We start from the raw sequence: 14,506 nt of genomic DNA on the forward strand, positions 1-14,506 counted from the left end.
CTACGTGCGCTACATGTTGTTCTCCTCTGCTGATATCGGTAGGGGCGGACCGAGCGGCTCCGGCTTCAGCCCCAAGGCCACAGCTATGCGATGGGCCTCGCCTCTTGTCGCAAGTGTGCGCCCACTCAAGACCTGATAGACAGCATATGGTCGGAAGCCTTGCCGCTTCGACCAGTCGGCGATCGATTCCCCACGAGCAGTGAATTCGCTTCGGACTGAAGCTCGAAGTTCTTCGTACCTGCCGTGAGTGAAAGTGGTGCGATTTGTCATGAGTGGCCACCCTTTGGGGCGCGCCGACTGTAAGAGCTATCGCACCTCCGTATCAACCCCTTGCGCCCTGATCGGACATTACGCTCGATTGGCGTTTCTTATAATATAATTCGCGCGCCGATGAGATTATGTGCAAATAGTATATTCTCCTCGCACATAATCTGATCGACTCGCGAGACCTGGCTCATTGCCACTAAGGTCCGAGGACCGGGAATGTTGGCTAGATGCGATCGCCTACGGCAATGATGACCGTGCGCAATCCTCCTGGTGCCCGCTCTTGGCGCCAGACATCTGGCGCGCCGGAAGGTATGACTTCGCTCCAGTTGACGTTAGCCACTTTCGCAGGCCAGCGGCCGTGGAATCTTCGGCTGGTACTTGGGCAACCGTAGTTGAGCCCATCTCCACGAAGAAGGAACTCGAACGTGCCCAGCGACCGCCCCTTGACCAGCGCCAGTGCCCACCTGCCCTTAGGCTCGACGCGAGCCGCGGCGCCGCCTTTGGTGATGTACGTCAACAAGGTCGGTAGTGACGGATGGCTGCAGGCCCTAGCCGAGGGATCCAATCAGCGTCTGTCGCTCTTCAAGTACACGAAGGTGTCGGGAGTCCAGAGCCGCGGTGGGCGCACGTACTTCACGGTCATGGAAGGCGCGGCGAAAGGTCGCGTGATGAGCCTCACCGATGCCAACGCGAAAGAGCACCTTGGCTTGATCGCGCCGAAGGCGACGCCGGCACACATCACAGTCACGTATGGCAAGTACGAGGAGAGTTGGTACTCCCAGGCCCGCAACGAGCGCCTCCCCCAACAGACGGCAGTGCTAGACGTTGCGGGGATCAAGTCGACGGTGACCATGAACACCGTGTGGGGCACCGGATTTTTCCCGTTGCCGCCGGGCACGTACACCGTGCTTCTGCCTGACGTCCCCACGATGCAAACATGACTCGCTTTTACCGGCGAGTGGAACCTCAACTGACGTTCGATCAGGTGTGGTTCCCGATCCTGTTCGGCAACAACAGCCGTTACGTCCACATCGGCAACGTCTCCGATGGCTGCGTGACGGTGATGGACTTCGCACGTTGGCCGGCGATTCATGAAGCGCTTCTCAGCCACCGCACCGCCGACGGGCGAGGAGTCGCCCTTCTGACCGTTAAGGGCAAGCCGGAGCGCGAACGATGAGCACCAAGGCACCCACGCGCGCCCTCTTCGCCCCAGTCTTGGCCTCGCTGCTTGCAGTTCAGCTGGCATGCGCCGGCGAAGTCACCACTGCGACCACTGAGGATCGGAAGGCTGCGGCCGCACTGAACGATGAAGGGGACCGGGCCTATCGAGAGGGGCGATTTGATAAGGCGCTGAAGGCCTACATGAACTCCTACCCCAACCACGCGAACGCCCATGCGTACCTGATGGCCGGCGATACCTACTGGCGAGCCGTCATCGCGGCCAATCAGCCATCAGCCTCGTCGAAGGGGACGGATGCTTGCCCACTGACGAACGCCTACTTTGCGCAGGACACGGGACGAAGCCTCGACCAGTACTACCGCCCCGGACTGGCGCTGACGGACAAGGCGACTGCCGGCGACAAGGGACTGGCAGAGCTCAGCCAGCGCTCGCGTTCCGCAGCCAGTTGCTTGGCCGCGGTTCAGGCGAAATATGCGGCGCTTCCCGGAATGCCTGCGTGGACCTGCGTGACGTCACCGCGTGCGTGGGCGAGCCTCTAAAGCCGTAGAGTTCAGCTCGCTGGATCGGGGCTGCACCTCACAGCAACGCTGGGCGGCCGGCGCTTCCGCGGTCGTTCCAACATGAAGCGCACGTTCTTCCGGAAGATTCCAAGATGAGCTGCATCTTGGGGATCAGGATGAAAAAGCAGCGATCCTCTAAGTGATTGATGCGCCTAAGGCTCAAGTTCCAAGATGGGGCGACTTCGACAAAAGCCCCCAATGCCTCGGGGATCGGCTCCCCCATCGAAACACCCTATGCTCGGCGCCTCCTCCGCGAGGTCTCCGACGCCCATGTCCGCACCCACCGGCCTCTCGCTCCGCGCCCGCCTCTACCTGGTCCTGGGCCTGGCGCTCGCCTTGGTTGCCGCTTCCGCGCTGCTGGGGTGGTGGCAGTCGAAGCGGCTGGCCGGGATCGCGCAGTCGCTGTATGAGGACCGCCTTGTCCCCGTCGACCTGCTCCGCGAACTCGAGCACGCGCTCGGTCCCCACCAACTGGGCACGCTGCTGATCACGCAGACGCAACAGCCCGATGCCGGCAAGCTGGACAGCGGCGGCCGCCGTCTCGCCGACACGACCCGCCAGCTCTGGACCCGCTACCTCGCCACGCGCATGACGCCGGCCGAGAGCGCCCTCATCGCCCGCACGCAGCCGCTGCTCGACCAGCTCTGGACCGCCCTCACCGCGAGCCAGGGGGCTTCGCCGGACACGCTGCGCGAGCTGAACCGGCGCCGCCTCGCGACGACGCGGATGCTCGACGAGCTGATCGCCTTCCAGCTCAGCCAGGCCCGCGTCGATACCGAGCGCGCCCAGCAGGCCGCCACGGAGGCCGCGCACCTGGGCCTGCTGCTGGTGCTGCTGACCGGCGGCCTGTGCAGCGTCGTCGTCTGCACCGTCTGGACGCGTTATGACGACGAGCGCCGCCTCAGCCAGGATTCGCGCGAGCAGCTCCAACGGCTCTACGTCGCGTTGTCGCAGACCAACCAGCTCATCGTGCGCCGCGAGGCCGAGGCCTTCGATGATCCTCGGGCCGAGCAGCATCTGTTCGAGGGCCTCTGCCGCATCTGCGTCGAGACGGGCCATGCCCGCTTCGCGGCCGTGGTGCTGTTCGATGGCGATCACTTCGAGCGTGTCGCCGAGCACGGTCCCGGCGACCGACTGATGCCCGGCGCGCCCCGCGAGTGGTCGCGCGACTCGCCCTTCGCGCGCAGCTCGATGGCGACGCGCGCGATCCTCGAAGGCACGCACCAGGTCAGCAACCGGGCGCTGGAGGACCCGAGCCTCGCCGTCCCCGGCGCGCCGCTGATCCCGCCCGGCGTCGAGGCCATGGCCGCCTTCCCGCTGCGCCGTCGCGGTGAGGTCGTGGGCGCGCTCACCCTGCTCGCCGGCGAGCCGGGCTACTTCAGCCCGCAGGTGCTCGGGCTCATGGACGAGATGGCCGGCGACCTGTCCTTCGCGCTCGACCATCTGCGGCGCGAGCGCGATCAGGCGCGCGAGCTCGACGGCCTGCGCGACGCGCTGCGTCGACAGGAGGCTGGTCTCGTCGAGACCACGCCGGCCGCCTTCCGGCCTCCGACGCCTCCGCCGCCGCTGAGGCCTGCGGCAGAATCGCCCGATGCAACTGATCAGTCTGAACACGGCCCGCGCTGAACCGCTGCTCATCGACGGGCGCCCGGTCATGACGGGCATCCGCAAGCGTCCGGTGGACGGCGCGATCGAAGTCCGGCCCCTCGGCCTGGAGGGCGACGAGCAAGCCGATCCCAGCGTCCACGGCGGCCTGTCCAAGGCCGTCTACGCCTACCCGTCCGAGCACTACGCCTTCTGGCGCACCGTGCGCGCGCAGGCGCAGGTCGCGGGCTGGGACGACGCGCTCCCGTGGGGGGCGATGGGCGAGAACCTGACGATCTCCGGCCTCGCCGAGGGCGACGCCTGGATCGGCGACGTGCTGGTCTTCCCGGACTGCGAGCTCGCCGTCAGCGAGCCGCGCTATCCCTGCTTCAAATTCAACGCGGTGATGGGCTTCAACAAGGCCGCGAAGATGATGACCCAGAGCGGATGGTGCGGCTTCTACCTCGCGGTGCGGCAGCCCGGCACGATCACGGCCGGCCAGACCTTCACCGTGCGCCCCGGCCCGCGCGAGGTCTCCATCGCGGAGCTCTTCCGGGCTAAGACCCAGCGCTGATCGCCCTTCTTGCTCCCTCTCCCGCTTGCGGGAGAGGGTGGGGGTGAGGGCCAGCGGCGGTGGCAGTACTGAAGCCCTCAGTCCGCCAACGCCGGATAGTCGGTATACCCCTCGGCGCCACCGCCATACATCGTGGCCGAGTGGGCCTTCTGCAGCGGGGCGTTGAGCTTCAGCCGGCGCACCAGATCCGGGTTGGAGATGAAGCTGCGGCCGAAGGCGACCGCATCCACATGGCCCTTGGCGACAGCGTCGATCGCCATCTCGCGGGTGTAGCCGTTGTTGGCGATGTACACGCCCTTGAAGCGCTCGCGCAGCGCGTCGTAATCGAACGGCGCGACATCGCGCGGCCCGCCGGTGTGACCCTCGATGACATGCAGGAAGGCCAGCTTCATCGGCGACAGCTGCTCGACGACATGGTTGAAGAGCGCCTGCGCATCGCTGTCCTGGCCCGCGTCGTTGACCGGCGTGACCGGGGACAGGCGCAGCCCGGTGCGATCGGCACCGATCGCGCCGGCGATGGCCGCCATCACTTCGAGCAGCAGGCGCGAGCGGTTCTCGATCGAGCCGCCGTAGGCATCGGTGCGGTCGTTGATGCTGTTGCGCAGGAACTGGTCCAGCAGGTAGCCGTTGGCCCCGTGAACCTCGACGGCGTCGAAGCCCGCGGCCATCGCCGCCTTCGCCGCATGGACGTAGGACTGGACGACACCGGGCAGTTCCTCGGTCTTCAGCGCGCGCGGCGCGGCGACATCGACGAAGCCATCCTTGGTGAAGGTCTTGCTATTGGCCTGACGATCCGTCGCCGACAGCGGCTTGGCGCCGCCGGGCTGGAAGTCGGCATGGGAGATGCGGCCCACGTGCCACAGCTGCACGGCGATCTTGCCGCCGGCTTCATGGACAGCGTCCGTCACCTTTTTCCACGCCGCGATCTGCTCGGGCGAGTGGATCCCGGGCGTGTCGAGGTAGCCCTGCCCCTCCTGCGTGATCTGGGCGCCTTCGCTGATGATCAGGCCGGCGCTGGCGCGCTGGCGGTAGTACTCGATCGCGAGCGGTCCCGGCACCAGGCCGACGGAGCGGTTGCGCGTGAGCGGCGCCATGACGATGCGGTTGGCCAGGGAGACGGCGCCGACTTGCAAGGGATCGAAGAGACTGGGCATGTCGATATCGAGGATGCGGAATGGATGTGGCGTGAAGCCCGGCGGGGCCGGACAAGGATGGATCGCAGCTTAGCGAGCGAAAGGGTCCGTCGCAGCGCCTAGGCGACAGCCCGGACGCCGGCTGGGGCCTTGCGTGACCTTCACGGCCGCGCTGAAACGCTTGGCTACACTCGCCCGGCTGCCGGGGGACGCCGACCCCCTCCGCGCGGCGCCCCTCCTCCACCGCCACGACTCGGGAGCCTGTCGATGCCCTTCGGTTCCTCGCTCGAATCTCGACGCCGCCGGCTTCTGCAGGCCGGCGCCTCGCTGGGGCTGGCGCCCTGGCTGCTGTCGGCTCGCGCGCAGCGAGGCGGCGCGTCGGGCGCCGTGATGCACGTGGGGCCCGACCATCCGGTGAAGACGCTGGCGGCGGCCGCCTCGCAGGCGAAGGCCGGCATGACGATCGAGGTGCAGGCCGGTGACTATGCCGGCGACGTCGCCGTCTGGCCGCAGGACGACCTGACCCTGCGCGCCGTCGGCGGCCGCGCCCGGATGGTGGCCAAGGGCGCGCATGCGCAGGGCAAGGGGATCTTCGTCACGACCGGCAAACGGATGACGATCGAGGGCTTCGACTTCGTCGGCGCGCGTGTGCCGGACCGCAACGGCGCGGGCATCCGCCTGGAGCGGGGCTCGCTGACGCTGCGCGACTGCCGTTTCCAGGACAACGAGAACGGCCTGCTCGCCGGCAACGACGCCGGCATCGAGCTGCGCATCGAGTCCTGCGACTTCGGCCCGATCGCGCCTGGAGAGGGCCGCACGCACACCTGCTACGTCGGGGCGATCGGCAAGCTGTCGGTGGTCGCAAGCTACTTCCACCACGGCGCATCGGGCCATCTGCTCAAGTCGCGTGCCGCGGTGAACCACCTCTTCTACAACCGCCTGACCGATGAGACGGGCCGCGCGAGCTTCGAGCTCGAGTTCCCCCAACGGCGGCGTCGCGCTGGTGATGGGCAACGTGATCCAGCAGAGCCCGTCGAGCGAGAACTACCACCTGATCGCGTATGGCAGCGAGGGGCTGTCCAACCGCCGCAACGAGCTGCACCTGATCAACAACACGCTGGTCGACCGGCGCCAGGCCGGTGGCGTGTACCTGCGCATGGCGCAGCAGGCGCAGAAGCTGCGGCTGATCAACAACCTGCTGTGCGGCAAGCACGAGCTGCCGGCCGGACCGGACCGCGAGCAGCACCACAACTACTTCGTCGAGCTGGACAGCTTCGTCGACGCGGACCGCTACGACTTCCGGCTGCGGCCGGACTCGCCGCTGATCGGGCGTGCGGTGGATGCGGGCGTCGTCGACGGCCAGGTGCTCAAGCCGGCGATGCAGTACCAGCACCCGTGCGGGCTCAAGGAAGTGCCGGCGGGGACGACGTATTCGCCGGGGGCGTTTCAGGTTTGACCGCTCAGCAGGTGTAGGTCGCGCGCTCCCGAGCCTCGGCCATCCGGCGGCCACGAGTGATGTCGATGTGGCGGACGCTGTCACGGATTGCGGCGTAGATGGCGTGGCGTATCGCCGATTCCCTTCGAGCCCTTGCTTCGTCCAGGTACACCACGCTGGCACCCGTCGTCGTCTGTTGCGCGATCGGTTCAGGTTGCTTCATGTTCAGCAACTCCGTTTGTATGAGGAAGCTTGGACTCGTCGTCGGCAATCAAGCTGCGCTCTCGCAGCGATTCGATGACAAGTGACTCCAGCACGGGCAAGGCGGCCAAGCTCTTCTCCAGCTTTGGCGTGGCGGCGCCCGACGGGATTTGTAGAAGCTTGCCTGCCCTTTTCCGAGAGTCGGGCGCCATCTTGAAGAGACTCAAGTAACGCGCGGGTGCCACGCCGTCATACGGAATCAGCTTCACCCTGCCGGGCTGGTCCGACTCCGTCAGCGCGTCTGCATGCAGCTTGATCGCGAGACTCTTTTTGTATGGCTCGATGAAGTGGATCTGCCGGATGCCAGCGGCCACCAGATGTCGGGCGCAAGCGTGGCACGGGTAGGTGGTCACGAAGATCGAGCCTCCTAGAACCCGCTCGCCGGTCTGGCGCAATGCAGTCAGGAGCGCGTGCATTTCCGCGTGGATCGCTCGCGAAAACTCGACCAGGCCACGCAGCTTCTTGTTCTTCGCGACCACTTCCGTCGCGCGCCGGTGCTCACCATCCTTGATCAGCGGAGCCAAGGCATCGACCACGTGCGCAGCGAACAGGCTCTTCTCCTCGTCGTTGTGGCACTTCTCGCCAAAGTTCCAGCAACGCTTGTCGCGCTCGCCGCTCGGATCGGAGGCAAGGTCGGTGACGTAAAGATCCCCGAAGGGACGTGGCACATCATTCCATCCGATTGCGAGCACCTCGCCGGATTCATCCGTGACGGCCGCTCCCACCTGCCGCGACAGGCATGCGGAATTGCCTGCGGCGGAGGCTGCCGCATACATGGCCGTCTCGCTGCGGGTCGGCGTGATGACCCGCGATCCCAGCACGAGATGCAGGAACCGTTCGACGCGGGTGCGAAGTTGCGATTCCGTGTAGGAGTCCATGCGCAGAAAGAAGTCGCATCGGGAGAAGGTCTGCTCCACCGACTGCCCAACTGCAACCTCCTCGCCCGATTCCCGATCCATAAGTGCCGCGATGTCGGAGATCTCCAGACCTTCGGCCTTCAACATGACCTCGCGATCGGACAAGGGCGAGTGCACGCCAATCACGTAGAGCAGTTCCCGGTACACCGTGCGCAGCAGATCGAGCTCCTGCGGGCTCTTGATGGAATCAATGATGTGGCAGATGCGACGCGCCCCAGCTTCATGGCTGCCATTGGCGATGGCGGTCCTCCCGCGACCGTACCGGATGTGGTTGACGGCGAGTTCTGCAAGGACGCTCACTCCGAATTCGGTGCGCATCAGACTTCCGTACTCGATCAAGGCACTGCGTCGTTCGGCCGGCCGCTGCGGGAGCGCCTGCCCTTGACGTGTTGCGAAGTCTTGGACGTACTGGTCCACCCGAAGGACCACTGTCTCGTAGTCGAACACGTCGCGGAGCACCTGCTCCAACTTGCGCGCGACGTCGTTCATGGGCGAGCCAAGGGGCCCGCACAGGGCGATGACCAGTTCTTCCGTGTGCGTCGAATCAATCCTTTCCTTGGCGGTCAGGTGTTCGAACCGCATTTGACCGAACTGGGCGGCGGGCGGGGTCACGACTTTCAGTTTCGAGTTCATCCAGATCTCCGGCGGCAACAGACCGAAATCCTGCGCCCGTTCCGAACGGTCGAATTTCACCCGGCCTCGACGCCGTCGTGAGTCCGCGACGCCCTTTTTCGCTCCTGCAAATCCAAGTCATGCCTCGCCGCCCGGTAGCGCACCAGAGCGCCGCCATGGACAGCTGAAAGTGAGTAAAAGCAGGATGAAAAATGCATGTCGCGCTCATTGACAGTGCTCGCCGTTCTCGCGCGCTCCGCCGCGAAAAGGCGCGTCGTCGACATGAACCGCGTCCGGGCGGACTGAGCAGTCCCGGGCCGGCGCGCTACAGTCCTGCCCATGCTCGCTTACCGACACGCCTTCCACGCCGGCAACCACGCCGACGTGCTCAAACACCTGGTGCTGGCCGAGGTCCTCCGCTACATGGGGGAAAAGGACAAGCCCTACACCGTCGTGGACACCCACGCCGGCGCCGGCGGATACGCCCTCGACGGCCGCTACGCCCAGAAGAACGCCGAACACGCCGGCGGCATCGCCGCGCTCTATTCGCGCAAGGACCTGCCCGAGCCGCTGCAGCAGTACGTGCAGCTGGTGCACGACTTCAATCCCGGCAAGAAGCTCGAGCAGTACCCCGGTTCGCCGGCCATCGCGCGCATGCTGATGCGCTTCGACGACCGCCTGCGCTGCTATGAGCTGCACGGCACCGACCACCGCATCCTCGCCAGCTACCTCGAGGACCGCGCCAACACGCAGGTCCTGCAGCAGGACGGCTTCGCGTCGCTGAAGGCCGAACTGCCGCCGCCCTCGCGGCGCGGCGTCGTGCTGATGGACCCCTCCTACGAGATCAAGGCCGACTACGGCAAGGTCGTCGCCGCATTGCGCGAAGGGCTGCAACGCTTCGCCGACGGCACGATCGCGATCTGGTATCCGCAGCTGCAGACCGTCGAGTCCGCGCAGCTCGTGCAGCGCCTGAAGTCGGCCTCCGAGCCCGTCGCCAAGAAGGGCTGGCTGCACGTGCGCCTCACCGTCACGCAGGCCGACGAGCGCGGCTTCGGCATGATGGGCAGCGGCATGTTCGTCGTGAACCCGCCGTTCGTGCTCCACGACAAGCTGGCCGAATGCCTGCCCACGCTCGTGGACACGCTCGGCCAGTACGACGACGCCAACTACCTGCTGGAACAGCAGACCGCCTGATCGCGCTCCCGCGCGCATCCGGGCTCCGGGCTCCGGGCTCCGGGCTTTGGGCTTTGGGCTTACACGAAGTTCTCGCTCGGAGCAGCGGAGGCCGGTGCCCCTGGGAGCGAATTCCGAGCGGCGAGGAGGAGATTGAGCGGACAGGGGCACCGGCCTCCGCTGCGATCTCCGGCAGCGATCAATACCCGACCGTGAACCGCCGACGGATGTGCTGCGGGCGTTCGAGCTCGTCGACGATGGCGACTGCCAGGTCGGCTGTCGACACGTGCGCAGGGCCGTTGGCGTCCATCACCGGCGTATCGAGGCTGACGCGATAGCTGCCGCGGCGCTCGCCGGGTTCCAGGTGGGGTGCGGGCGACAGGAAGGTCCAGTCGAGCGACGACTCCAGGCGGATCAGGTTCAGCGCTTCACGCGCGGCCAGGGCGCCTTGCTTCCATTGGGCCGGGAATTCCGGCAGGTCCACGATCTGCACGCCCGGGGCCGCATACAGGCTGCCCGCGCCGCCGACCACCAGCAGGCGCTTCACGCCGGCGCGTTTCACGCCGTCGTAGATCGCGCGGGTGCCGTCCAGGAACTCGGTGTGGATGTCCGGCACCCGACCAGCCCGGGTTGTAGGCGCTGACGACCGCGTCGCTGCCTTCGACGGCGGCGGCGACCTGGTCCGCCTGCTTCGCGTCGGCCTTCACCACGGTCAGGCCGGCGCGGGTTTCCAACTTCGACGGATCGCGCGCCAGGGCGACGACCTCATGGCCGCGGGACAGCAGTTCCTTGAGCACTTCCTTGCCGACAAAGCCGGTCGGTCCGATCAGGGCGACTTTCATGGGGATTCCTTTCGAGGGAGATTCCGAGGGATTCGGGGGAGCGACGGGGGTGTCGCGATGAAGTGAACTGTAGAAACTTCACAATCGCCGCAGAAGTCCTCAGAATCCGACTCCATTCTTTAGACGATCTACACAATCCCCGATGCTGGACCAACTCCGCCGGATGGCCGTGCTGGCGACCGTCGTCGAACAGGGCAGCCTGGTCGCCGCGGCGCGGCAGCTCCAGACCACGACCTCCGCGGTCAGCCAGCAGCTGCGCGCGCTGGAGCGCGACATGGGCGTGACGCTGCTGCACCGCTCGACGCGGCGCATCAGCCTGACGCCCGCTGGCGAGCGCTTCGTGCAGGGCTGTCAGGCGATGCTCGCCGCCGCGCGCGAGGCGCAGACCCAGCTGCACCACCTGCGCGACGCGCCCGAAGGCGAGCTGCGCATCAGCGCGCCGGTCGGCGCCGCGCGGCAGATCGGGCCGGCGCTCGGGCCGCTGCTCTCAGCGAACCCGGGGATGAGCCTGCACCTGGAAGTCGACGACGGCTTCACCGACCTTGTCGCCAAGCGCATCGACCTGGCCGTGCGCTTCGGCCGGCTGCCCGACAGCAACTGGGTCGCGCAGCGCATCGGCCAGCGGACGGTCGGTCTCTATGCGGCGCCCGCTTACCTGGCGCGGCGCGGCGTTCCCACCTCGATGTCGGACCTGACGCGGCACGACTGGGTGTTCCTGCGCTCCGACAGCGGCGCGATGCGCAGCCTCTCGCTGGTCGGCCCCGAGGGGCGCGAGGAGGTGCTGCGCGTCAGCCCACGCGCGAGCAGCAACAACCAGCTCAGCCTGCAGCAGTTCTGCGAAGCGGGCATCGGGCTGGCGCTGCTCAGCGCGGAGGATGTCGATGAGTCGCAGGCCCAGGGCCGCCTGTTGCCGCTGCTGCCGGGCTGGTCGTTGCCGACGCTGCCGGTCTACGTGATGACGCCGCAACGCGATGCGCAACCGGCCAAGGTCCGGCATGCCATCGAGGCGCTTCGTCCGGCGTTTTCGGGCTCGCCCTCGACAGCGCATCCGACATCGTCGGCATCCTCCGCATCGTCGACCGCATCCGCCAGGAGCGCGCCCGATGGCCGATGACCACTGGATCCAGCTGCGCCGCGACCCGCGCACCGGCATCGAGACCGTGCGGGCGCACTTCACCGGACATGCGTACGACCCCCACGGCCACGACGAGCTCCTGATCGGCATCACGCAGCAAGGCGTGCAGCGCTTCCGTTGCCAACGCGCGCTGCACACGAGCACACCCGGGCGCGCGATCCTGATCGAACCGGGCGCGGTCCACGACGGCCATGCCCCGGAGGATGCCGGCTTCACCTACGCGATGCTCTACCTGCCGCAGGACTGGACGACGCGGTTGCTGGCGCAGCACGGGCTCGGCGGGTTGTCCGCGATCCAGCCGGCGTTTCGCGACACGCTGGCGGAGGATCCGCGCCTCGTCTCGGCGATCGGGCAGGCCTTCGACGCCCTGCACGCCGGCGAGTCGCGCCTGGGCTGCGACCAGCACCTCGACCGCCTGATCGGGCTGCTCGCGCGGCATGTCGGTGTCTCGGACGAACCGGTCCGCGGCGATTCGTCGCGGCTGGCGGATCGCGCCCGCGAGTTCCTCCATGACCGGATGGCCTGGGACGTCGGCCTCGACGATCTGGTCGCGCACACCGGGATGGATCGCTTCCGGCTGACGCGGCAGTTCAAGCAGTCCTTCGGGCAATCGCCGCACGCCTACCTGGTGAGCCTGCGGCTGCGTGCCGCGCGGGCGCTGCTGGCGCGCGGCCATCGACCGTCCGAAGTGGCGACCGAGGTCGGCTTCTCCGACCAGAGCCACCTGGGCCGCTGGTTCCAGCGGGCCTATCGCCTCACGCCGGCGGACTACCGGCGTCGCTGCACAAACGTTCTAGACCGGGATCCGGGGCCGCCGTGAGGATGCGGTCTTCGCAGTTGAAGCACGCAGTGCGACGTCCATGTTTGATACGAAAGTGGCGATCATCGTCCGCAACGACCTGGCGACCTGGCAACGGCTGAACGTGACCGCGTTCCTCGCGACGGGCGTGGCGGCCTCCGCGCCGGAGGCCATCGGGGAGCCGTATGTCGATGCCCTGGGGCGCCGTTTCGCGGCCATGCTCGGCCAGCCGATGCTGGTCTTCGAAGCCGACCTCGCCGGCCTGCAGACCGCGCACCGCCGGGGCATCGACAGCGACCTGACCCTGGTGCCCTACGTCCATGCGATGTTCTCCACCGGCCATGACGAAGCCAACCGCAACGTCTTCCTCGCGGAGGACGCCCACCACCCCGACCTCGTCGGATTGGCGCTCCGGGGACCGAAGAAGGCAGTCGACAAGGCCATCAAGGGCCTCTCGCTGCACCGCTGACGGTTCCTCGGTTGTCCGCATGGCACGGTCACGGCTCGCCGGTACATTCGCCGGATGCCATTGAGTCAAGCCGCCTGGGCCCGCATCGTCCCCTTCGCCCTCTTCATGTTGCTGCTGGCGCTGCGGGGCGCCTTGCCGGAGCAGAACGCGCTGGGCCTCGATCCGCGCTGGATCTACGCATTGAACCTGGTGGTGGTCGGCGGCGCGCTGGCCTGGTTCTGGCGCGGCTACGGCGAATTCGACCGGCAGAACCGGCCGCGTCTCGGCGAGGCCGGGTTGAGCATCGCCGTCGGGTTGATCGTCTTCGGGCTGTGGATCCATCTGGACGCGCCATGGATGCAGCTCGGCGAGGCGACCGCCGCCTTCGTGCCGATGACGGCGGACGGTCGCGTGGACTGGCCGCTGATCGCGGTCCGCTGGCTCGGTGCGACGCTGCTGGTGCCGGTGATGGAGGAGCTGTTCTGGCGCAGCTTCCTGATGCGCTGGATCGCGAGCCCGCAGTTCGAGACCGTCGATCCGCGCGCCGCCGGCCTGCGCGCGCTGGTGCTGTCGACCTTCGTCTTCATGCTCGCCCACACGCTGTGGCTGGCGGCGATCGTCGCCGGCGCGGCCTATGCATGGCTCTACATCCGCACCGGCAAACTGTGGTGCGCCGTCATCGCGCATGCGGTGACGAACGGGGTGCTCGGGATCTGGGTCGTCTGGAGCGGGCGCTGGGAATTCTGGTGACCGGCCCGAAGGCGCCGCCGCTCAGCGCTCGAGCACCTTCGTCACGGCCGCCGGCCGCTGCAGGTGCTTGAAGCGCTCGAACAGCCAGCAGCGCATGCCCATCACGAGCGTGAACTGGCGCTTCTCCTCATCGGGCAGCTTCTGGTCGAGCAGGTGCTGGCGCGCGAAGTCCTCGGCGACGCGCTGAAGCCGGTCGCGCAGTTCGCGCGCCATGCCCGGACTGAGCTGGCCGTGGACCAGCATCAACAGTTCCGCGTCGTTGTCGAAGCCACCGGCGAAGAAGTCCTGCATGACGTTCTCGCGGAAGAAGGCCATTACCGGACCTTGCGGCCGCCAGCGGAAGGTCTTCGCCACCTGCAGCCGATATCGGTTCAAGGGCCGCAGCTCGATGATGCCGAGCCGATCCAGTTGCACCAGCGCGCGCGTCACGTCCGGCTCGCCCATGCGGTAGGTCGCGACGATCTGCTCGAAGCTCCACTGGCTCAGGCAGCAGATGGCGGTCAGCAGCAGCCTCTCGTCGGCGACGACCTCGCGCTCCTGCTGCAGCGTCAGCTCGCGGCGCAAGGGCTGCAACTGCGCCAGGCGCTGCGAGAGCTCGGCGAAATCGGTCTTCAGCACGCGGCAGATCTCGTCGATGCGCGACAGCGGCATCTCGCCGCCCGACGCGAACATGCGCTTCACGCTGGACTCCGACAGGTCCAGCGCCGTCGCCAGCTGCGCATAGCTGATGCCGGACTGCTTCAGCTCGGCCTTGATGAGATCGATGAGGGATTGCGTGCTCGCCATGGGGGCGGACGTTAGCGCAACTCGCTGGCACGACCGGGTACCGGGATTCG

At 67.2% G+C, this 14,506-nt stretch carries 16 protein-coding genes and 1 pseudogene; 11 read left to right on the plus strand and 6 right to left on the minus strand.

Annotated elements, in window-relative coordinates; genetic code table 11:
- Positions 1-9 precede the first annotated feature (9 nt).
- Entirely contained in the window at positions 10-270 is a 261-nt protein-coding gene (locus ACFJIX_RS07005; protein ID WP_377158703.1) for a DNA-binding protein, read from the minus strand.
- A gap of 422 nt (positions 271-692) precedes the next feature.
- Between ACFJIX_RS07005 and ACFJIX_RS07010 the strand changes: the two genes are divergently transcribed.
- From ACFJIX_RS07010 to ACFJIX_RS07030, 5 genes are all read left to right on the plus strand, one after another.
- On the plus strand, positions 693-1,208 hold the full coding sequence (locus tag ACFJIX_RS07010) for a hypothetical protein (protein WP_377158704.1): 516 nt from the start codon (positions 693-695) through the stop codon (positions 1,206-1,208).
- Positions 1,205-1,444, plus strand: coding sequence for a hypothetical protein (locus ACFJIX_RS07015; protein ID WP_377158706.1), 240 nt, complete (start codon positions 1,205-1,207; stop codon positions 1,442-1,444). Before ACFJIX_RS07010 ends, ACFJIX_RS07015 begins: the two co-directional genes overlap by 4 nt.
- Positions 1,441-1,986, plus strand: a complete 546-nt coding sequence (locus ACFJIX_RS07020; RefSeq protein ID WP_377158708.1) for a hypothetical protein — start codon at positions 1,441-1,443, stop codon at positions 1,984-1,986. Before ACFJIX_RS07015 ends, ACFJIX_RS07020 begins: the two co-directional genes overlap by 4 nt.
- 291 nt (positions 1,987-2,277) lie before the next feature.
- Complete coding sequence (locus ACFJIX_RS07025) at positions 2,278-3,633, plus strand: GAF domain-containing protein (protein ID WP_377158710.1); 1,356 nt, start codon at positions 2,278-2,280, stop codon at positions 3,631-3,633.
- The gene (locus ACFJIX_RS07030) at positions 3,599-4,165 is read left to right on the plus strand and encodes an MOSC domain-containing protein (RefSeq protein WP_377158711.1); all 567 of its coding nucleotides are present in this window, start codon (positions 3,599-3,601) and stop codon (positions 4,163-4,165) included. The genes ACFJIX_RS07025 and ACFJIX_RS07030 overlap by 35 nt, the downstream gene beginning before the upstream one ends.
- A 77-nt stretch (positions 4,166-4,242) precedes the next feature.
- Here ACFJIX_RS07030 and ACFJIX_RS07035 read toward each other — a convergent pair whose 3' ends face one another.
- Positions 4,243-5,319, minus strand: coding sequence for an alkene reductase (locus tag ACFJIX_RS07035; protein ID WP_377158712.1), 1,077 nt, complete (start codon positions 5,317-5,319; stop codon positions 4,243-4,245).
- Between the two features lie 925 nt (positions 5,320-6,244).
- On the opposite strand from ACFJIX_RS07035, the gene ACFJIX_RS07040 reads away from it, so the two are divergent.
- The gene (locus tag ACFJIX_RS07040) at positions 6,245-6,754 is read left to right on the plus strand and encodes a hypothetical protein (RefSeq protein WP_377158713.1); all 510 of its coding nucleotides are present in this window, start codon (positions 6,245-6,247) and stop codon (positions 6,752-6,754) included.
- 4 nt (positions 6,755-6,758) lie between these two features.
- Here the strand turns inward: ACFJIX_RS07040 and ACFJIX_RS07045 are convergent, their stop codons facing one another.
- Positions 6,759-6,956, minus strand: a complete 198-nt coding sequence (locus ACFJIX_RS07045) for a hypothetical protein (protein ID WP_377158714.1) — start codon at positions 6,954-6,956, stop codon at positions 6,759-6,761.
- Positions 6,943-8,604 carry an anti-phage dCTP deaminase gene (locus tag ACFJIX_RS07050; protein WP_377158715.1) on the minus strand — a complete coding sequence of 554 codons (1,662 nt, stop codon included), beginning with the start codon at positions 8,602-8,604 and terminating at the stop codon, positions 6,943-6,945. The genes ACFJIX_RS07045 and ACFJIX_RS07050 overlap by 14 nt, the downstream gene beginning before the upstream one ends.
- Positions 8,605-8,862: 258 nt before the next feature.
- Between ACFJIX_RS07050 and ACFJIX_RS07055 the strand changes: the two genes are divergently transcribed.
- A complete protein-coding gene (locus tag ACFJIX_RS07055) occupies positions 8,863-9,717 on the plus strand; it encodes a 23S rRNA (adenine(2030)-N(6))-methyltransferase RlmJ (protein ID WP_377158716.1) in 855 nt (284 codons plus the stop codon).
- A 178-nt stretch (positions 9,718-9,895) separates the two neighbouring features.
- Here the strand turns inward: ACFJIX_RS07055 and ACFJIX_RS07060 are convergent.
- Positions 9,896-10,538 (minus strand): annotated as a pseudogene (locus ACFJIX_RS07060) (NAD(P)-dependent oxidoreductase).
- A 142-nt stretch (positions 10,539-10,680) separates the two neighbouring features.
- Here ACFJIX_RS07060 and ACFJIX_RS07065 point away from each other — a divergent pair.
- The 4 genes from ACFJIX_RS07065 to ACFJIX_RS07080 are packed head-to-tail and all read left to right on the plus strand — an operon-like array spanning position 10,681 to position 13,670.
- Entirely contained in the window at positions 10,681-11,652 is a 972-nt protein-coding gene (locus tag ACFJIX_RS07065; RefSeq protein ID WP_377158717.1) for a LysR family transcriptional regulator, read from the plus strand.
- Complete coding sequence (locus ACFJIX_RS07070) at positions 11,642-12,493, plus strand: AraC family ligand binding domain-containing protein (protein WP_377158718.1); 852 nt, start codon at positions 11,642-11,644, stop codon at positions 12,491-12,493. Before ACFJIX_RS07065 ends, ACFJIX_RS07070 begins: the two co-directional genes overlap by 11 nt.
- Positions 12,494-12,533: 40 nt before the next feature.
- Entirely contained in the window at positions 12,534-12,941 is a 408-nt protein-coding gene (locus tag ACFJIX_RS07075) for a DUF2000 family protein (RefSeq protein WP_377158719.1), read from the plus strand.
- Between the two features lie 54 nt (positions 12,942-12,995).
- Positions 12,996-13,670, plus strand: coding sequence for a CAAX prenyl protease-related protein (locus ACFJIX_RS07080; protein WP_377158721.1), 675 nt, complete (start codon positions 12,996-12,998; stop codon positions 13,668-13,670).
- A gap of 21 nt (positions 13,671-13,691) precedes the next feature.
- Here the strand turns inward: ACFJIX_RS07080 and ACFJIX_RS07085 are convergent, their stop codons facing one another.
- Positions 13,692-14,456, minus strand: a complete 765-nt coding sequence (locus ACFJIX_RS07085) for a helix-turn-helix domain-containing protein (RefSeq protein ID WP_377158722.1) — start codon at positions 14,454-14,456, stop codon at positions 13,692-13,694.
- Positions 14,457-14,506: the final 50 nt, after the last annotated feature.

The organism is Roseateles sp. UC29_93, assembly GCF_042695725.1.
Taxonomy (GTDB): Bacteria; Pseudomonadota; Gammaproteobacteria; order Burkholderiales; family Burkholderiaceae_C; genus Roseateles; species Roseateles noduli_A.